This window comes from Fictibacillus sp. NPDC058756 (assembly GCF_042746035.1).
Taxonomy (GTDB): Bacteria; Bacillota; Bacilli; order Bacillales; family Fictibacillaceae; genus Fictibacillus.
In genome coordinates, this window is the sequence record NZ_JBHYPU010000001.1 from 64,199 (window position 1) to 83,744 (window position 19,546).

Annotated in this window: 15 protein-coding genes, 1 pseudogene and 2 riboswitches; of the genes and pseudogenes, 10 read left to right on the top strand and 6 right to left on the bottom strand. The window is 37.9% G+C overall.

Annotation, left to right across the window (positions count from 1 at the left end):
• Nucleotides 1-70: 70 nt before the first annotated feature.
• Both ACFW35_RS00330 and ACFW35_RS00335 read right to left on the bottom strand, forming a co-directional pair.
• Nucleotides 71-474, bottom strand: a pseudogene (locus tag ACFW35_RS00330) (cupin domain-containing protein); the annotation flags it as partial.
• Nucleotides 475-498: 24 nt separating this feature from the next.
• Nucleotides 499-1,680 (bottom strand): acyl-CoA dehydrogenase family protein, encoded by a 1,182-nt coding sequence (locus ACFW35_RS00335; protein WP_379842927.1) that lies wholly within the window; start codon nucleotides 1,678-1,680, stop codon nucleotides 499-501.
• Between the two features lie 88 nt (nucleotides 1,681-1,768).
• Nucleotides 1,769-1,884: riboswitch (SAM riboswitch) on the bottom strand.
• Between the two features lie 160 nt (nucleotides 1,885-2,044).
• Nucleotides 2,045-2,148: riboswitch (SAM riboswitch) on the top strand.
• Between the two features lie 121 nt (nucleotides 2,149-2,269).
• Between ACFW35_RS00335 and ACFW35_RS00340 the strand changes: the two genes are divergently transcribed.
• The 3 genes from ACFW35_RS00340 (at nucleotide 2,270) to ACFW35_RS00350 (ending at nucleotide 5,080) form a co-directional block, all read left to right on the top strand.
• A complete protein-coding gene (locus tag ACFW35_RS00340; protein WP_379842929.1) occupies nucleotides 2,270-3,664 on the top strand; it encodes an LLM class flavin-dependent oxidoreductase in 1,395 nt (464 codons plus the stop codon).
• A gap of 19 nt (nucleotides 3,665-3,683) precedes the next feature.
• Nucleotides 3,684-4,508: a MetQ/NlpA family ABC transporter substrate-binding protein gene (locus ACFW35_RS00345; RefSeq protein WP_379842931.1), complete on the top strand. Its 825-nt coding sequence runs from the start codon at nucleotides 3,684-3,686 to the stop codon at nucleotides 4,506-4,508.
• 383 nt (nucleotides 4,509-4,891) lie between these two features.
• The gene (locus tag ACFW35_RS00350) at nucleotides 4,892-5,080 is read left to right on the top strand and encodes a hypothetical protein (RefSeq protein ID WP_379842933.1); all 189 of its coding nucleotides are present in this window, start codon (nucleotides 4,892-4,894) and stop codon (nucleotides 5,078-5,080) included.
• 123 nt (nucleotides 5,081-5,203) lie between these two features.
• Here ACFW35_RS00350 and ACFW35_RS00355 read toward each other — a convergent pair whose 3' ends face one another.
• Nucleotides 5,204-5,695: a GNAT family N-acetyltransferase gene (locus ACFW35_RS00355; RefSeq protein ID WP_379842935.1), complete on the bottom strand. Its 492-nt coding sequence runs from the start codon at nucleotides 5,693-5,695 to the stop codon at nucleotides 5,204-5,206.
• Nucleotides 5,696-6,316: 621 nt separating this feature from the next.
• Nucleotides 6,317-7,807 carry a peptide MFS transporter gene (locus tag ACFW35_RS00360; RefSeq protein WP_379842936.1) on the bottom strand — a complete coding sequence of 497 codons (1,491 nt, stop codon included), beginning with the start codon at nucleotides 7,805-7,807 and terminating at the stop codon, nucleotides 6,317-6,319.
• Between the two features lie 311 nt (nucleotides 7,808-8,118).
• Between ACFW35_RS00360 and rlmN the strand changes: the two genes are divergently transcribed.
• The 3 genes from rlmN to ACFW35_RS00375 all read left to right on the top strand — a co-directional run bounded on the left by rlmN (nucleotide 8,119) and on the right by ACFW35_RS00375 (nucleotide 12,241).
• Nucleotides 8,119-9,198 (top strand): 23S rRNA (adenine(2503)-C(2))-methyltransferase RlmN, encoded by a 1,080-nt coding sequence (rlmN, locus tag ACFW35_RS00365; protein WP_379842938.1) that lies wholly within the window; start codon nucleotides 8,119-8,121, stop codon nucleotides 9,196-9,198.
• A gap of 533 nt (nucleotides 9,199-9,731) precedes the next feature.
• The gene (locus tag ACFW35_RS00370) at nucleotides 9,732-11,687 is read left to right on the top strand and encodes an endonuclease MutS2 (RefSeq protein WP_379842940.1); all 1,956 of its coding nucleotides are present in this window, start codon (nucleotides 9,732-9,734) and stop codon (nucleotides 11,685-11,687) included.
• 14 nt (nucleotides 11,688-11,701) lie between these two features.
• Nucleotides 11,702-12,241, top strand: a complete 540-nt coding sequence (locus ACFW35_RS00375; protein WP_379842942.1) for a GNAT family N-acetyltransferase — start codon at nucleotides 11,702-11,704, stop codon at nucleotides 12,239-12,241.
• Between the two features lie 42 nt (nucleotides 12,242-12,283).
• Here the strand turns inward: ACFW35_RS00375 and ACFW35_RS00380 are convergent, their stop codons facing one another.
• Nucleotides 12,284-13,834, bottom strand: a complete 1,551-nt coding sequence (locus ACFW35_RS00380) for a glycosyl hydrolase family 28-related protein (RefSeq protein WP_379842943.1) — start codon at nucleotides 13,832-13,834, stop codon at nucleotides 12,284-12,286.
• 368 nt (nucleotides 13,835-14,202) lie between these two features.
• On the opposite strand from ACFW35_RS00380, the gene ACFW35_RS00385 reads away from it, so the two are divergent.
• From ACFW35_RS00385 to ACFW35_RS00400, 4 genes are all read left to right on the top strand, one after another.
• A complete protein-coding gene (locus ACFW35_RS00385) occupies nucleotides 14,203-15,387 on the top strand; it encodes a hypothetical protein (RefSeq protein ID WP_379842945.1) in 1,185 nt (394 codons plus the stop codon).
• A gap of 13 nt (nucleotides 15,388-15,400) precedes the next feature.
• Nucleotides 15,401-15,988 (top strand): hypothetical protein, encoded by a 588-nt coding sequence (locus ACFW35_RS00390; RefSeq protein ID WP_379842947.1) that lies wholly within the window; start codon nucleotides 15,401-15,403, stop codon nucleotides 15,986-15,988.
• A gap of 119 nt (nucleotides 15,989-16,107) precedes the next feature.
• The gene (locus tag ACFW35_RS00395) at nucleotides 16,108-18,153 is read left to right on the top strand and encodes a catalase (RefSeq protein ID WP_379842948.1); all 2,046 of its coding nucleotides are present in this window, start codon (nucleotides 16,108-16,110) and stop codon (nucleotides 18,151-18,153) included.
• Between the two features lie 344 nt (nucleotides 18,154-18,497).
• Nucleotides 18,498-19,151, top strand: coding sequence for a glycosyltransferase (locus tag ACFW35_RS00400; protein WP_379842950.1), 654 nt, complete (start codon nucleotides 18,498-18,500; stop codon nucleotides 19,149-19,151).
• A 111-nt stretch (nucleotides 19,152-19,262) separates the two neighbouring features.
• On the opposite strand, the gene ACFW35_RS00405 is transcribed toward ACFW35_RS00400, so the two are convergent.
• Nucleotides 19,263-19,451, bottom strand: a complete 189-nt coding sequence (locus tag ACFW35_RS00405; RefSeq protein ID WP_379842951.1) for a DUF4025 domain-containing protein — start codon at nucleotides 19,449-19,451, stop codon at nucleotides 19,263-19,265.
• Between the last annotated feature and the right edge of the window lie 95 nt (nucleotides 19,452-19,546).

Below are 19,546 nucleotides of genomic sequence, written 5' to 3' on the forward strand. Positions count from 1 at the left end.
TTTTTTTAATAATGTTCCACATGAAACAATAAAAAAATAGAAGGTGATTTTATACAGTAAACCTTTAAGATTAATCATATTTAACCCCAGGCCATTTTTCTTTTAAGGGAATTCATCAGCTCAGGACTTGGATTTAAATTTGATTGAACAATTTCTTTTGTTGTTAAAGCTATCCATTGACTCAATGACACATCAGCAAAGCGGTCGCTCTTAAACATTCTAGAAACCAAAGGCTCTAATTACCTGTATTTTGAACGTAATGACCGAATGCGAAAGGAACATAACCCACATCACCTGCTCTTACATCGAATGTCCTCGCTGTTCCATTCCCGGCAAAAGCCGTCATTCTCGCTTTACCTGCTAAATATATTGCCACTCATCATTATTAGGCTGCCAATGCAGCTCTCTCATACCGTCAGGCTTTATTTCTACTAATGCTGCAGCTATTTTTTGAGAGATAGGAAAATTTTCTGTCAGTTGACAGATCTATTCAAGTATTTATATATGTTCCTCCTGCGATAGTGCTGCATCTGCCAAAGTGTAAACGATCGCATCATCTGTCGGAGGATTATGAAGTCCTGCACGCACATCACGAAAATGTCTTTGCAGCGGATTTGAAGCGGAAAGACTCCTTGCCCCGACGATTCTCATCGCTAAATCAACTACTTTGTTCGCACTGTTCGTCGCAATATGCTTAACAGCAGCAAGCTCTGAAGCCATATTTGTCCGCTGCTCTGGCTGTTCGACCCATTTTCGTGCTACAGCATATAACACCTGACGTGCATTAAAAAGTTCCAGTTCAATCTTTCCAATTTTTCTTCTTACTTCCGGGACATCTTTTATTGGACCTGGTAAAGTACTCGGACTGTATTCTGAAGCGAATTTTATCGCATAATCCTTTGCGGCGGCGGCAATCCCAATATAAACGGCAGGTACTTGAAGATACCATCCTCTTGCTGTGGCTGAACGGCTATCTTCTACAAATAAGAGGTCTTCTTCATCAACAAGTACATCTTCTAGTACAAGGTCATCACTTTTGGTGCCTTTCATAGATATGCTGTCCCACGTTTCTTTTACAGAGACACCTTCTCGTTTATGATCAACTAAAATAAACCCCTTTTTACCGGTGTGATTAAGGTCTGCTGTAATGATGGAATAATCGAGAGCTTCAGCCATAGAAGTAAATGCTTTATTTCCGTTCAATCGCCAGCCGTTTTCTTCTTTTATTGCAGTTGTGCCAGGAGTTCCGCCTCTTGAAGGACTTCCTGTAGCTCGTTCTGTCTGAGCTAAATTGAAGAGTAATTTTTCCTGAACAATTAACGAGCTGACTTTTTCAAAAGCTGAACCTTGCCAATGCCAGTTTTCAGCAGTTTCAAGCATCACACCTAAGTGCCACCCCAAAGATAGAGCAGTAGGGGCATCGCCTTGAGCTATAATTTCTTGCACCTGTAAATATTCAAGAAGGTTGAGGCCTTTGCCGCCATACTCTTTTGGTATAGTCAGAGAAAGGAAGTTCATTTTTTTTAGATCTGCGAAATTCTCGTAAGGGAAAGTACCTTCTGCATCAATCGCATCGGCTCTTGTGCTGAAAATTTCTTTTAGTTCTTCAGCTTGTTTTAAAATCTCTTCAATGTTTGTTTGTTTCTTATCATGCTCTGCTTCAACATAAGTTTTTGTCACGAATTTTTCCCCCTGCAATTATTTTTTCAGAGGACATAAAAAAATCCTCCTTTCAAAATGACGAAAGAGGACATTGTTAAAGAACTCTTTCTCATCTCTCAGACACTAGCATGTCTGCTGGAATTAGCACCTTTCTTATCTAATAAAGATAAGCGGTTGCTGCAGGATCTTAGGACCAGTTCCTCCCCTGACTCGTGATAAGAATAATAGATTATAAATATTAATTGTCATCACTATAAGATACCAGGTAGCATATTGTCAACGAAAAACTGAAAACTTAAAATTTTTATATTATTTTGGGAAAGTGCGTTGACAGACTATTTTTATTCCTGTATATTCTGTTGATAAATTGAATACTATCGATTTCTTATCGAGAGAGGTGGAGGGACTGGCCCTTTGAAGCCTCGGCAACAACTATTTTTAGAACTGTGCCAATTCCAGCAAGCTTACAAGCTTGATAGATAAGGAGAGATCAAATGCGTTTTTTCCATTTCACGTATTTTATTAACCTCTTCTTATTCATGAAGTGGTTTTTATTTTTTCTCTTGGGAGCGGTACAAAAAATTCATACGTTACGGAGGAAATCATTTTGAGTAAAGAAATTTTGTTAAACGCATTTGAGATGACAAGTGCCATGCATAACTCTCATGGACTTTGGAAGCACCCGGAAAATAAACGGCATAAGGGTTATAAAGACTTAGATTATTGGATTGAATATGCCAAGCTGCTGGAGAAAGGGAAGTTTGATGCCATATTTTTTGCAGATGTTCTAGGTGTCTATGACGTTTATCAAAAGAGTAAAGCCCCTTCAATCAGGGATGGACTGCAGGTTCCGTTAAATGATCCCGCTCTGCTTATCTCAGCGATGGCTAGTGTAACTGAAAATTTATCGTTTGCAATTACGGTTAGTACCACATATGAACAGCCTTTTGGAAATGCACGCCGTTTTTCTACACTCGATCATTTAACGAAAGGAAGGATTGCCTGGAATGTCGTTACTTCCTATCTTCCTAATGCAGCCAGAAATTTTGGCCTGGAGGATATGATTAAACACGATGAGCGTTATAACATTGCTGATGAGTATCTAGAAGTGTCTTATAAGCTCTGGGAAAACAGCTGGGAAGATGGTGCGGTTGTTGAAGATATCGGGACGGACACTCTGGTCGATCCTGAAAAAGTACATGAGATCAACCACGAAGGACAGTATTTTAAAGTGGAGGGACCTCATTTAAGCGAGCCATCCCTGCAAAGAACACCTGTTATTTATCAGGCAGGCACCTCAGAAAGAGGGCGTGATTTTGCCGCAAAACATGCTGAGTGTATTTTTGTAGGAGGTCCGACAGCAAAAAGGATTCGTTTCTATGCAGATGATATTAGAGAGCGAGCAAAAAAACATGGACGGAACCCTGAGAATATTAAAATCTTTTCTTTCCTAAACGTTGTTGTTGGAGAAACTACAGAGGAAGCAGAGCGGAAGTTTGAGGAATATTCAAAGGTTTGGAGCTCTGATGCAGCAAAAGCACAGTATGGGGCAAGCGGATATGATATTGCTGAATACGAAGAGCTTGATCCAGACCTTCCATTTGAATATACAAAGTCTACAGAAGGCGGTCATTACAAGGCTGCCACACTTACAAAGGATGCACCTAAAAAACTTACTGTAGGAGAAGTGTTGAACCGGTTTGAGTCACCTGACAGGGGAAGCTATATTGTTGGCAGCCCAGAACAAGTAGCAGACGGGATTCAAGCTCAGTTTGAGGGCTCTGGTGTTGATGGATTTAACTTAAATCACCTTGTAACTCCGGGTGATCTGGAAGCTTTTGTGGAACTGGTCGTACCGGTCCTTCAAGAAAGAGGACTGTATAAAAAAGAGTACAGCAAAGGAACGTTGAGGGAAAAATTATTTCCGCATGGAGAGAGCTTATTGCCAAGTGACCATCCAGCAGCAAAGTATCGAAGAGTTCTAGCGGAAACTAACCAATAGAAAAGGAGTGGAGAGAGGAATGAAAAAAATAACTCGTTTAATCATAGGGCTCACAGCCATCATTGCTTTAGCTGGATGTGGAGCTTCAGGAGAAGGGGAAAAGAAAGATATTACACTCGGAGCTACCGTTCCATATAGCGATATGCTTGAAAAAGGAGTAAAGCCATATTTAGAGAAAAAGGGATACAAAGTCGAGGTTAAGGAATTCAATGATTATGTACAGCCGAATATATCACTTAAGAGCGGTTCGCTGGATGCAAATTTGTTTCAGCATAAGGTGTATATGGACGCTTTTTCAAAAGAAAATAATATGAAATTATCAAGTGTAGTGACGGTTCCAACAGCACCTATCGGCATATACTCCAACAAATTTAAATCGCTTGAAGAAATTAAGCCTGGGAGCACGGTCGCACTAGCAAATGATCCAACAAATCTAGCTCGCGGTTTAACGATTTTAAGAGATAACGGATTAATTGAGATTGATGATAAAGCAGATCCGTTGCGCGTATCAGAAAAAGACGTTACAAAAAATCCGAAGAAGCTTAAATTTCAGCCAGTAGAGGCGGCTCAAACTCCCCGAACATTAGAATCTGTTGATTTAGCAGCGGTCAATGGAAACTTTGCGATCTCATCAGGTTTAAACTTAGAGGACGCAATTGTAAAGGATAAGCTTCCAGAAGAAATCATTAATCGAATCGTTGTTTTAGAAGAAGATAAGAATTCAAAGTTGGCTAAAGATCTTAAAGCAGCTGTTGAATCTGAAGAATTTAAAAAAGTAATCAATAGAGAGTTTGAACAATTCCATAAACCTGAATGGATGAATAAGAAAACTGCTTCAAAATGAGTTTACTATAAATTTTTTTTAGGCTCTATTTTAAAAGATTGGTGCTTTTTTAAGACCCTTCGTTAGCAAGTTGATTGGAGCGCAAGGTGCGAGACTCCTCGAAAATAAAAACCACATTTTCTTCGTGCGATGTAACGCTGCCGTGGCCTTCCTTGTCCTACGGAATCAGTGTGACAGGAGAGACCATTCAATGTCGCAAAGCGACGAGTGGGCTCACCGCACGCCCCTCGTGGAAAGCGAGCATATTGGTGTGGAAATCAACCGCTCAAACACTATAAGTTTGCGAAAACATCCATTTTTATTAATATATCTAGCAATAGCCGTTACCTTTTTTATACGGTTTCATAGAATATGTTATGTTGAAAAATGGGGGGTGATGGATAGTGAATAATTGCCCGCACTGTGGTTTGTTTCGATACGATTTAAGTGGATGTATATGCAGCGATCAAGAGTATAACAATGATTGGAACGAAAGAGCTATAGATGAGATTTTCAGCAGTGAAAATACGTTCCTAAGAGCACCTAAGAAATTAAAAAGACCAACGAACCTGCAAAATCCAACAAACTTTTAGGACAAACAGTCTCATATATATATTTTAAAAACAGACAAGCTGGCTCAACATAACGGGCCAGTTTTTAAAATTAATAGCACAAAAAAAGCAGACCCAACAATTATTATGGATCTGCTAATTTAATCACATGGTTAAACCTAGTGATGGAGGCGAACTTAGCTTCCTTACATTAGAAGTACGAGCACGGTTTTGCTGATTTGAACCTGTAAGATTTTTTTGGATAACGATACTTGAACCGATTTGTCCTTGTACCTCAAAGCCCCATTGTTTAAAAGCTCTAAGAGCATCCGTGTTATCTTCATCCACAGTACCATAAACCACTTGAATGCCTTGTTTTAATAGATGGTTTTCAAAAACTGGAAGAAAAGAACTGGCGATTCCTTTTCCTTGATGCTTTGTATCCAGCACAACGTAATCTACTAAAATCATATTGCCTAATCTAAAGCGGTAACTAACAAAACCTGCGATCCTATCACTGCTGTCACAAACAACCATGACCTCATTAGCCATCCCTAAAATAAGCTGGATGACTTCTTTTTTTACTTGAAAGTTGTTAACTACCATATCAACTAAAACAGGATTGTCTTTACCAGGAATCCACTTGCGAATATACAAAAATATTCCCCCTTATATTACTCTGCAAAGGAGAAAAGATTAATAAAAAATGGATGAATATACTGTTTAAGCACAGCTGTTTATTTTTATTAAATTCCCCCTTGCTTGTACTATATGTGGTTGTCCAAAAATGGTTTGGATAGAATCCCAGTTCCTGATGAAAAGGGCTTTTTCATTTAGGTAAATGACAAAAAACCGGGGGGTCGCCCGGTTTTCTAAGTGACTATTCGTTAAAAAAATTAAGCTTATGCAGGTCTCTTCTTGCAAGCTTTCTTTCTTTTTTTTAATGGGAATAAGATTGGTAGCACAATAGACACCCCCTTCTATATGTGAACCTAGGAAAAGGACAATGACTGTACCTTCTTCCATAATCTATCTTACGCAAGCTTGTCTGAAATGTTTGGACAAACAATTAGTATTATAAAAATGGATGCATACAAAAATGTCGTTACTAGCCGATAGGGAAAATAGATTATAATTTACTCACAGCTTGAATGAGAAGAGGAAATCATGATGATTTATGAGAGAGAAAAACAAAAGCTAATGAGGCTCTTTTTTTTGCAATAAAAAACCACTGGTATAATGGAATCCCATTATACCAGTGGCGTAAATGAATTTAGATTAACGAACACCTTTCATGAACCCTTGAATCTTAGGTGAAAGCATGAATAGGATAACACTTAGTAGAATAGCTACTCCACCAATAACTCCAAAGTACATCATCTCTGTTTTATCAGTGTAGAACTTAACGATTTGTGCGTTAATTGCCTGTGCAGCTGCACTAGATAAGAACCATAAGCTCATTGTCTGTGCAGAGAAAGCAGCAGGTGCCAGCTTCGTTGTTGCAGAAAGGCCAACAGGTGATAATAAAAGTTCGCCAAGTACAACGATAAAGTAACTAAGAACAAGCCATAATGGATTAACTAGTGCGTCTTCTCCACCAAAGTATGCAGGAAGAAGAATAACTAGGAACGATAATCCAGCAAATAATAAACTTAAAGCAAATTTCTTTGGTACTGTTGGTTGACGATCACCAAGCTTCACCCAAATCCAAGCGAATAAAGGTGCTAGAACAATGATGAACAATGGGTTCAATGATTGGAACCAAGCTGGTGAGATCGTTAGACCTGCAAATTCAAGATCTGTACGCTTATCTGCGTATACAGCAAGAATTGTAGAACCTTGTTCTTGAATAGCCCAGAACATTACAGATGCAATAAATAACGGGATGTACGCGATAATTCTTGAACGCTCTGTTGCAGTCGTTTTTGGACTGCGATACATTACGATAAAGTAAATTGTCGGAATTGTAATACCGAAAATACCAACAAGTGTAATGAAGACATCAAGTGTAAAAATACCAGCAGGAATTGTAGTTCCTAAAATAACGGCTAATGCTACTGCTGTTATCCCAACGATTAAAGAATATTTTTTCTTTTCAGATGGAGATAATGGGTTTGGCACAAAAGTACCCGCAAGGCCAAGATTTTTTTTCTTTGTAACAACAAATACAATTAGTCCTAATAGCATACCAACGGCTGCAATCCCAAATCCTAGATGGAAGCTCGTTTTTGCAACTTCCCCTACAATTAACGGAGATAGAAATGCACCTAAGTTAATACCCATATAGAAAATACTGAATCCTGCATCTCGACGATTATCTTCTGGTGCATACATGTCACCTACAACGCTTGATACGTTAGGTTTAAGTAAGCCTGTCCCAATAACGATAAACACCATTGATACGAATAACATAGTCAGATTGCCTGGAAGTGATAAGACAATATGACCGATCATAATTAAAATACCACCATAGAATAAAGCTTTAGATGTACCAAAAACTCTGTCGGCTAACCAACCACCGATAACTCCAGACATATATACGAGTGAACCATAGATAGACATGATTGCTAATGCAGTGGTTTGATCAATTCCTAAACCACCTTTTGAAACTTCGTAATACATGTAATAAATCAGTATTGCTCTCATTCCATAGTAAGAAAAGCGCTCCCAAAACTCAGTGAAGAAAAGAGTGAACAAACCTTTAGGATGTCCAAAGAAGCCTTTTTGAGGAACACTGTCCACAATTTTCTGTCTATTGATGTCTGACATAAGACAACCTCCTTTAGTTCTTTAAATATAATACTTTGAAATATTTATTATTGTCAAAAGTTTTTGGCTTATCTATTATTACAGGTTATTATTTATTCGTAAATGGAAATTACAACCTATATAGGTTAAATGGCTTATATAACTGCATAAAAAAGCTAAACAAATTATTATGAAAGACCCAGAATATAGTATGGTTTAAAAGATGAGATTTTAATATGAATGTATTGGAAATGGCATGATAACATTGTGGGAATGATAAGTTTTCAGTAGTATAGAGGAATAAGTTTAAGGTTTTGAAAAGAGGTCTTTTTATGATAACTAATTCCATTTATGGATTAACATTTGAACAGCTTGCGGCATGGCTTTTAGATCATGGACACAAACAATACCGGGCATCACAAGTATGGGATTATCTTTACCGGAAGAGAGTAACAGATTTCTCTCAGATGACTGACTTAAATAAAGATTGTATAGATCTATTAAAAAAGAGTTTTGTCATTCATACGTTATCGCATCATGTTAAACAAGAAGCATCTGATGGTACAGTTAAATTTCTATTTAAGCTTAAGGACGGCAACTTAATTGAAACAGTGTTGATGAGGCATAAATACGGCCTCTCTGTATGTGTTACAACACAGGTAGGCTGCAACATAGGGTGCAGTTTTTGTGCAAGCGGCTTATTAACGAAAACTCGTGATTTAACTAGCGATGAAATCGTTGAACAAATCATGAATGTTCAGCATCATTTGGACGATGCGGGAAAAGGTGAGAAAGTAAGTCATATCGTAGTAATGGGAATAGGAGAGCCCTTTGATAACTTTGAGAACATGGTAGACTTTTTAAAGATTATCATTGATCAAAAAGGTCTTGCTATCGGATCCAGACACATCACTGTCTCGACTAGCGGGATTGTTAACAAAATTTATGAATTTGCCGATACAAAAATCCCTGTAAACTTAGCTATATCCTTGCATGCACCAAACAATGAACTGCGTACTAAAATCATGAAAATTAATCGTTCGTACCCTCTAGAAAAACTGATGGATTCGATCAATTATTACATTGAGAAGACAAACCGCCGTATAACGATTGAATATATATTGCTTAAAGATGTGAACGATCATATAAAGGAAGCAAATGAACTTGCAGTCCTTTTTCAGGATAAAAAGAAAAAAGTTTATATTAACTTAATCCCATATAACCCGGTTGATGAGCACAGTCAGTACCAGAGAAGTGCACAAGAATCCGTTTTAGCTTTCTATGACACACTCAAAAAGAACGGAATCAACTGTAAAATCCGCCAAGAGCACGGAACAGATATTGATGCTGCTTGCGGACAGTTAAGGAGTAAACAGATAAAAAAGGAAAAAGACAAGTCAATAAATCTTTAATCAGGATAAGGGTGTCTCTTTTACGGGACATCCTCTTTTTATATGTAAAATTTGATTGGCTCATAGAACGTTTATTTAGGCTCATAGGGTATAGCTTTTGGTACATAGTGCCCTTTTCTTTATTGACAGTTTGTAAATTAATTACATATAATAAGGGTAATCAATGGAAAGGATGGTGTGTTTGTGAGCGTGAGCGTTCTTAACTAAAACAATTTGGATAAAGGCAAGCGAAAGAAAAATTAAGCGTTTTTGCGTTTATTTGTTATGCTCTTTTGTTGCCGCCAATAGTTAAGAACAGCGGTCAGATACAAGCCATCATTTACAAATCCTTGATGCTGCCGGACTCTTCTTAAGAGCCGATTTTTTTATGCATTTTTTCAGGGTGAAGTCTATCTATGAGGCAGAAATGACATGTTCATTTCTGTCTTTTTTTATTGGCATGTTCCTGGCCTCTGTTAGAGGAGGGGATTTTAGCTCAAACAATAAATTTATGTTTTAAAAATTATATCCTAAAAAAATTGGAGGCAGTTCCATTGAATACACAAACAATAAATATGCTTGAATATAAAAAAATCAAAGAAATTTTAGGCGGTTTTGCTGTTAATGCTATAACAAGACGAGTGATTGAAACGTTAGAACCTTCTACAAACCTCTCCATCATTCAATCCTGGATGGTCGACACAACAGAGGCGCGACTTATATTAGAAAAAAGTGCAAGTGTTCCAATAGCAAACTTGAATGGTCTGGAGCACATACTTGAAATTCCGAAAAAAGGGGTAAACCTGTCACCTGAACAGCTGACACTAGTTTATGGCCTTCTTGATAATGTCAGCAGAATGCAGCGGTATATGAAGGATAAGCAGTTTCTGGCACCTGCTGTATCTAGTTATGCGTACTCTATGTTTGATCTTCCAAATGTAAAGGACGAAATATACCGTTGTATTCGAAATGGAAGAGTAGATGATCATGCCAGTAAATCTCTTTTAAAAACAAGAAAGAAGATTGCAGTAATAGAGGAACGAATTAAATCAAAGCTTGATAACATATTAAAATCCGCCGCCTACCGGGATATGATGCAGGAGCAAATCATTTCTATGAGGGATGGACGCTATGTACTTCCGGTGAAAAGTAAATTCAAAAGAAATATAGATGGCCAGATTCTTGATAGTTCATCGAGTGGTGCTACAGTTTACATGGAGCCAAATGATATCCGCAAGCTTCAAACAGAGATTAGTATGCTACGAGCAGAAGAGGAGATTGAGATCTCTAAAGTTTTAAGTATTTTAACTGGTATGGTAGAGGGATATGAACGTGAACTTGGAATAAACATTGAAGGCATGACCCATTATGATTTTATCTTTGCTAAAGGGAAGTACAGCAGGTCTTTAGAGGCCACAAATGTTGAGCTAAATGCAGATAATAAAATAAAGATCGTAAACGGAAGACATCCTTTATTGGGAGAAAAATGTGTACCTTTAAATTTTACCCTTGGTGAAACTTATCAAGCACTTGTAATAACAGGACCGAATACCGGGGGAAAAACTGTTGCAATCAAGACTATAGGTCTTTTAACAATGATGGTTCAATCCGGACTTCATGTTCCCGTAGGTGAAGGAAGCGAGTTTGCAGTATTTCGTGAGATCTTCGCAGATATTGGCGATGGGCAAAGTATTGAGCAATCGTTAAGTACTTTCTCTTCGCACATAACAAATATTATTTCAATAATGAAACAAGCGGGACCTCAAGATTTAGTTATACTCGACGAGCTTGGAGCGGGAACAGATCCTGCAGAAGGAATGGGGCTGGCAGTAGCGATACTAGAAAAACTGTACAGTCAGGGAAGTATGATTTTAGCAACTACTCACTATAGTGAGATCAAAGAATTTGCAAATGTAACAAAAGGCTTTGAGAACGGGTCTATGGAATTTGATTTAGAAACATTGCAGCCGCTTTATCGATTGATAATCGGAAAAGCGGGTAAAAGTCAGGCTCTATCAATAGCTCTTAAGTTAGGAATGGTTCCTGAGGTTATTAACCGTGCAAAAGAGGTCACGTACAGCGATGAAGTTTATCCACATGTGGATAAACAAAATTTAATTCCCTTATCCACAGCAAATAGTGAAATACTTCAGAATTCGAGAGAAAAAGCCCAATCCACAATAAAAAAGCCGCAAGAAAATCGGATTCCAGTTCAAAACGAACAAGAATCAACTTACAAAATAGGAGACCGAGTATATGTAACAAGTTTAAAAACGGCAGGAATCATTTGTGAGTTAGAGAATACACAAGGAGAGTATGGAGTACTAGCCGGCGAAACAAAGCATCATATTCACAAAAAACGCTTAATTCTTCATATTCGGAGTGAAATGCTATATCCAGAGAACTATGATATGGATATTGTGTTTGAAACAAAAGAGAATCGAAAAAAAGATAAGCTGTTGAACAAGCGTCACATCGATGGAATAACGATAGAAAGAGAGAACATTTAAAGCGGGGATCATCGATGAAAAACATGATTATCTGTAAGGTTTTAAGTTTAAATGACTTAACTGATACTTTTTTAAGTGAGTTTAATCGTTATCAAGTAACCAATCAGGTTGTGTTTAAGGAAAATCATCAATTTAACATCAAGTCGGATCATTTTATTGATGACTGGGATGATAACAAAAAAGCAAAAGTCATTCATGATTTGCGTATTTGTTTAGATCAAGGGGGCAGGGCTATAGGAGCTTTTGACGAAGCGGGTCTAGCTGGTTTTGCAAATATAGATGGCTGCTTTTTCGGGTCAAAAATGCAATATTTAGAGCTCCCTTACATTCATATTTCTTCAGAACGAAGAGGCTCTGGGATAGGAAAAATGCTCTTTATAAAATGCTGTGAAGAAGCAAAGAAACTAGGTGCGGGAAAGCTTTATATTGCTGCACATCCATCCGTTGAATCACAAGGATTTTATAAAGCAATGGGATGTGATGAGGCTGTTGAAATTAACGAAAATATATTAAGAAGAGAACCACTTGATATTCAGTTAGAAAAAATTTTATAGTCCAGATTAAAAAGAGGCTCCTGTCACTGACAGGAGCCATTTTCACGCAAAAACTCTAACTTTATCAATCACTGCATTTTTTACATCTGTACCTACTTCGATAGGTGTTGAAAAATATTTATCGCAGCTTATATTTTGAATCACAATATCATCGGCACGATGGCTGCCTCCATAGACTTTAATCGCAGGACCGGCCGTCTTAAAGTCTTTTATTGTTACATGATTCAACAAGACGTTGCGTGCGCGGTATTGGATAGCGATCACAGGGTTTTTCTTATAATCATAAGAAGAATCTCCAATAAGGGTAAAATGATTGATCAATACGTGATTGTATCCTGAAACGACAAGTCCTCGGGGAGTTGAATCCTTGTAAAGATCAGTAAAAACCGGTGCAACAGCACATATATTAGTAGCAGAAATATGAAAAGCAGTTTTCGATTCTGGATCAATATCCTTGTGGTGGCCAATATGTCTGAAATTATATGCTCGATTATCATTCACAGACAAGTGGCCAACGATATGGACATTGGAAGCTGCAGAAGCATTATGATGCGCTTTAATCTCGAGACCTCCAAAGCACCGTGTTGTTGAGTTGTTCAAAAGCCATACGTTCTGGGATCCATCGTCGATCTCGATCCCATTAGAGTTAGAAAATCCTCTTTTATGCGATCTGCCTCTAGGATCACACATATGAGAGTTAGAAATAAAAATATGTGAGCTGTGATGAGTTGTTATCCCATCATCTCCGAAACCATAGCCGTTAAGATTATCAAGCCAGATATATTTACTTCCTCCTCTTGAAAGCGTGCCATCCCCTAGATAGGTATAGATAGAGGAAGATACGTCAAAGCAATGCAGACCAGGGTTAATTGCTTCTATATCATGCATCCACCCATATTTTACGTTTGCAAAAGTAAGACAACTGGAACGATTATTTCCTGCGCTTGTTTTTTCTTCATTCCTAAGTCTTTCGATGTTCCAGTCTAGACTCATTCCTTTTACTAAAATGTTGCGGTTGCCCCAAAAATGGTTTTTATTTGTTACAAGCCATTCACTCTTAGGGGATTGGTCATGTAATTTTAAAACAGACTTTCCCTTTCCTTCCCCTATTATGCATGTCCAGGAAGGCAGTTTTATTCCTTTTGTGAGATATGTGCCCTCAGGGACGCGTACTATTATTTTTCCTCTTCCTATAGCTTTCTTAAAAGCTTCTGTATCATCTGATATCCCATCACCAATTGCGCCATAGTCTTTTACGTTTACTTCCTCTCTTATTATGTTTAATAGCTTCGTATATTGATCATCCAGCTCGCTTTTCCAATTTGGATAGATGGATTCGTCTGAATCACAGCATATTTGTGTTGTTGAGACTTTTTGAAAACCGATATTTTTAACTAACGTTCTTTTTGTAACTAGTTTCATCCAATTAAATAAAGTTTTCTTGTTTTCAATTCTCTTTGTATATTGGCTTCTTTCATTAAATAAATCTTCCGTTTCAGATAGAGCTTCTTTAAGTGAAAAGTTCTCTTGCTGATATTGTTTTATCAGCTTTGCATTTTTACTAGGTTTATGTGTTTTATCTAAATAAATCAATAGCTTTTTCACCTCAATCCTTAAAAAAGAATCTATTTTAATGATTCCCGTTCAATTAAATTGTAATCAGATAAGAAAAAATAGGGTAGGGGAGAGCGTGCAAACAAAAAAGTTAACTTGTAAACAATTTTGTTTGCATGTTTACGGAAATGTTTGCATTTGTTTGCAATAAAGTTTGCAAGTTTGCAAATCTGTTTACTTGTTGGTGTGAGAGGCTTTTTGGAGAAAATAAGGTTGTGTTTACAACAATGTTTGCATGTTTACATTTTTGTTAAAAGAAAAAATAGGCATTGTTTAATTTGCCAATACATTCTAATCTATTAATATAGCAACAAAATAACATTTGAAATAAGAAAGGATGAATGCCCGTGAGTAAATCTAGAATTGCAGCAATTGATGTAGGCAATGATTCATTAAAAGGGATATTTGGAAAATTAGATTATGAGCTGAACATACCAAACGTTATCGCAAGAGATATTGAAGATCGTCCTGTTATTGGAATTGAAGAATTAGACAGCAAAGATCCTTTAGAAGGAATACATATTAAAGTTCACTCCCCTGCTCTTAAAGAGAACAATGTAATTTACCGTGTTGGAGAGTTGGCAGCTAAAAGTGATAACTCTACAGAATTAGATCCAGGAAGCAGCAAGTCTGAAGAAGATCAGACATTGATCATGCTTTTTGCAGCTCTTGCCCTCGACGCTGTTAGAGACGAAAACGCAAAAACTTTCACTAAAAACAATAATGTACTTGATACAAGCTACATCTTAGGTACAGGATTGCCTCTTCGTGAAGTAAAAGAAGGTAAAGACGCTGGTTACCGCTCTAAATTGTTAGGCTCTGTTCACCAGGTAGAGTTTTTGGTTACACCAAAATATCAAGGGTTAAAAGTAAATATAAAGTTTGAAGAAGTAAAGGTGTATCCAGAAGGATTTGCTGCGTTCATTAACCTTGTAATGGATAACGATTTGAACATCATTAACAAAGATTTAATTGACAAGCCTATTCTTATTCAGGATATCGGCGGATTATCAACAGATATCGCAGTAATCAAAAATAGAAATGTTGATGATGACAAAGCACAAGGCTTTAACCTCGGAGTTTCTGAAGCATTAGAACAGATTAGAGAAGAAATTCGTTCAAAACATGGTGTAGAACTCGACAGCCGACGTGATGTTGTTGACATTATTACGAAGAAGACAAACCGTAACCATATTATGGTGCGCGGAAGCCGTACAAGCGTACACGATATTACAGACCGTATTTTGGTAGACTTAGCTAAAAAGCAGTACCGTCTGCTTCGCAATGTGTGGCAAAAGAATTCACAGACTGAGATCTGCTACTTTGTAGGCGGAGGTTCTGCAGTCCTAAAGGATTATATTAAGACGCTTAATAATAACCTTGATGGATATAACATCGACTTTTTTGAGGATGAAAAAGAGAGCATCTGGATGATGGCAAATGCTTATTATAAGCTGATTTCTGATCACCTTAAGAGAACGACGAAAGACCAAAAGAGCGAGGACAAAGAGAAAAAAGCCGTTAAAGCTTAAGTAGGGTGATGAAATGGATAAAAAAGCTGCCAATGAAATAACCAGAGGCAAAACGATTGCTTTTCGTATACCCTCTGATACCCCTGATCACGTCTTAAAGCAGCTTCAAAAGCTTAAAGAGACGGAGAGACGTAACTTTTCGAGCAGGATTTCAGAGTTCGTCATGCAGGGTGTTGGGCAAACCATTCAAAAAGATAGAGAGACAATCACCATCCCGCTCCCAAAAAATCTTAGTAAAATGCAAAGGGATTGGCTTAAGCATGAACATTCTGAAGCCTTATTAGGCAATATTATGTATCAGCTTATATCGAATCCTGTTAGAACCGCTTCATTACTCGCAGCTTTAAACAGCAACTCTACGGATATTGATCAAGCTTTATATCTGCAAGAAGAAGAGCAGAATGATGAAGTTACTTTAGACGTTTATGATGATGAAACAGTTAATCTTGATACAATTGATGATTTAGATGATGATGATTTAAGTCAATTTGATTGGGATAACGCTAAACGTGAGGAAGACGAACCAAAAGAGGAACCGAAAGATCCTGAAAAAGAAATGGAAGATTTATTAGGAGATTTCCTTGCACATATGAATAAGTAATGGAAAGCGCAGCTGAGCTTATAGCTGTGCTTTTTTTGCGAAAAATTTCAGTTTGTTAACTGTCTTTGAAGGGAAGGGTTCTTATGTGAAGTAAAAAACCTACAGAGAGGAACAGTTGAATGAGCGAAAAGAGTAAAATGAGTGGAAACACTAAAGACGAACAACTGGAACAATTTCGTGTAGATGATGAAGGCAAGAAACTGACGACAAATCAAGGTTTAAAAGTATCGGAGGATGAGTTTTCTCTTAAAGCGGGTGAACGTGGACCAACTTTAATGGAGGATTTTCACTTCCGGGAAAAAATGACACACTTTGACCATGAACGAATCCCGGAAAGAATTGTACATGCCCGGGGCTTCGCAGCACATGGAGAATTCGAATTATATGAGTCTTTAAAGGAATTTACTAAGGCGAATTTTCTGCAGGATACTTCTAAAAAAACCCCAACATTTGTACGTTTTTCAACTGTTGCTGGGTCACGGGGCTCTGCAGAAACAGTGCGTGATGCACGCGGCTTCGCAACAAAATTTTATACAGAAGAAGGGAATTATGATCTAGTCGGCAATAATATCCCGGTCTTTTTTATTCAGGATGCTATTAAGTTTCCAGATTTGGTTCATGCGTTAAAACCAGAGCCTCATAATGAGATGCCGCAAGCAGCAAGTGCTCATGATACGTTCTGGGATTTTGTTGCGAACAATCAAGAATCTGCACATATGGTTATGTGGGCAATGTCTGATCGTGCTATACCAAGAAGTTTCCGCATGATGGAAGGGTTCGGTGTACATACGTTCCGACTTGTTAACGACGAGGGTAAAGCACATTTTGTTAAATTCCACTGGAAGCCTGTACTAGGCACACATTCTCTAGTATGGGATGAAGCTCAAAAAATATCAGGAAAGGATCCTGACTTCCACCGCCGTGACCTCTGGGAATCGATTGGAAACGGTGATTATCCGGAGTATGAATTAGGACTCCAAATTATCGCTGAAGAAGATGAGTTTAAGTTTGATTTTGATATTCTTGATCCTACGAAATTATGGCCGGAAGAAGATGTTCCTGTAAAAATAGTTGGGAAAATGACGTTAAACCGAAACGTGGATAATGTATTTGCGGAAACGGAACAGGTCGCTTTCCATCCTGGTCATGTAGTGCCGGGTATCGATTTTTCAAATGATCCCCTGCTTCAGGGGCGTTTATTTTCCTATACAGATACTCAATTACTTCGTCTTGGCGGTCCGAATTTTCATGAACTTCCGATTAACCGTCCAGTTTGTCCGTTTCATAACAATCAAAGGGATGGTTTCGGACGTCAGACCATTAATAGAGGGCAAGTAAGCTACCACAAAAACTCCCTTGCCGCTAACACGCCGTCACCAGCATCCGAAGAAGAAGGCGGCTATGTCCATTACCAGGAAAAAGTAGAAGGCAGAAAGGTACGCAGCAGAAGTGAGAGCTTTAAAGACCACTTCTCTCAAGCGACACTTTTCTGGAACAGTATGAGTGAACCAGAGAAACAGCATTTAAAAAATGCGTTTAGCTTTGAACTAGGGAAAGTAAAGAGCAAATCCGTTCAGCAGCAGGTTGTTGATATGTTTGCGAATGTAAGCTTAGAGCTTGCAGCAACGTTTGCTGAAGCAATTGGAGCTGAACCTCCTGCAGGTAAGGAATCCGAAGTTACGAAATCTTCCCCTGCGTTAAGCCAGCTAAATACAAAGAAAAACCCAAGCACACGTAAAGTTGGAGTTATTGTTGGCAATGAAATAAATGGGAAAGAAGTCTCTGCTGTACTGAAAACTCTAAGAGCTAAAGGGATTCAGGCAGAAGTTATTAGTGATAAGTTAGGTAATCCAATGGCTGGTGATGGCACTGAATTGGAAGTCATACATACATTTTTGACAGCATCCTCGGTATTGTTTGATGCGATTTATCTTGCAGGCGGCAGTAAGGATGCCAAATTCAAGAAGAATGCATTGCACTTTATTAACGAAGCATACGCGCACTATAAGCCGATCGGAGCTACGCACGAAGGTGCTTTATTACTGAAAGAAGCCGAAATAATAGATGATACAGGAGTCGTAAGCAGTGATGACATGAATGATTTTGCAGAGCGTTTTACTGATGCTATTGCAGCTCATCGTCATTGGGACAGACAAATTATATAAATAATAACAAAAAGTTGCAGCTTCATTTATGAAGCTGCTTTTTTTATGTCAAAGGATCTTAAAAGATTTTTGATTATTATTCTTTTTTGTGAAGACACTTCAATGACAAGTTGATTGGAGCGCAAGGTGCGAGACTCCTGCGGGATCAGCGAGACAGGTGAGACTCCTAAGGGTGCAAAGCATCAAGGAGGCTCACCGCACGCCCCGTGGAAAGCGAGCAACCTGGTGCGGAAATCAACCACTTCCAATAGCAACAAGTTTTACGAAACAGTCTTTTCAAAAGAATGAAATGAAAAGTTTTATCCAAACTACCTATGTAGGATTAAATTTTAAGGAGAGATTTTATGAGGAAAAAAATCATATCTATAATCATGGTGTTAGCAATAGCATTCCCTGTATTTTCAACACCGCTTCAAGCTGATGCAAAAGCAAAACGCGACCAGGGACCTTGCTATAGCCAGAATGCGATAAACCTGTACTCTACCCAAAGAAGACTTTGGAAAGATCATGTTTATTGGACAAGAAGCTATATTGAAAGTGCTTTGTCAGGACTTCCAAATAAAGATGCCGTTTTGAAAAGATTATTGCAAAACCAAGCCGACATCGGTAATTCAATTAAACCTTATTATGGCGATGCAGCAGGCAACCAGCTGACTAAGTTGCTGACAGAACACATTGTTATCGCAGGACAACTGGTAGATGCTTTAAGTAAAGGCGATAAAGTGAATGCAGAAAAATATAATAAAGAATGGTACCGAAACGCTGATGATATCGCGAAATTTTTAAGCAAGGCAAACCCTAACTGGGCAGAGCAAGAGATGAAAGATCTGCTGTATATGCACTTGCAGCTTTTAACGGATGAGGTTGCAGCCTTTCTAAATAAAGACTGGGCTGGAGAAATTGTAGCTTTTGATAAAGGGAAAAATCATATCGTAATGCTCGGAGATGAAATTACTAACGGTATTATGAAGCAGTTCCCTCATCAATTTAGAAACTAAATCAATAAAAAAAGCCTCTCTTCACAAAGAGAGGCTTTTAAAATTACGTGAAATAGGTTTTCAAATTAAAATGACCCGCTTAACGATCAAGCAGGTCATCTTATAGTTTGGTCAATCTTTTTTCTTCTCTTGTTTTTCCTTTTCTTGTTTTTTCTTTTCATCAATTGTTCCTTGATTAAAAGTGTCATTGATTTGTTCATGGACAATTTCTAAGTTTTTCTCGGTGTCTGATTTATTTTTCTTGTTAGGCTCATAATTTTCTTCAGCTACTTTTTCTGATTGTTTATTTTTATCACTCATAACATTTTAGCCTCCTCTATTACTACCAAAAATCCTTGATCAGCCGAAAAAGGCTGGTATATTTCAATTCCCTATAGTATTAACCTGAAACATCT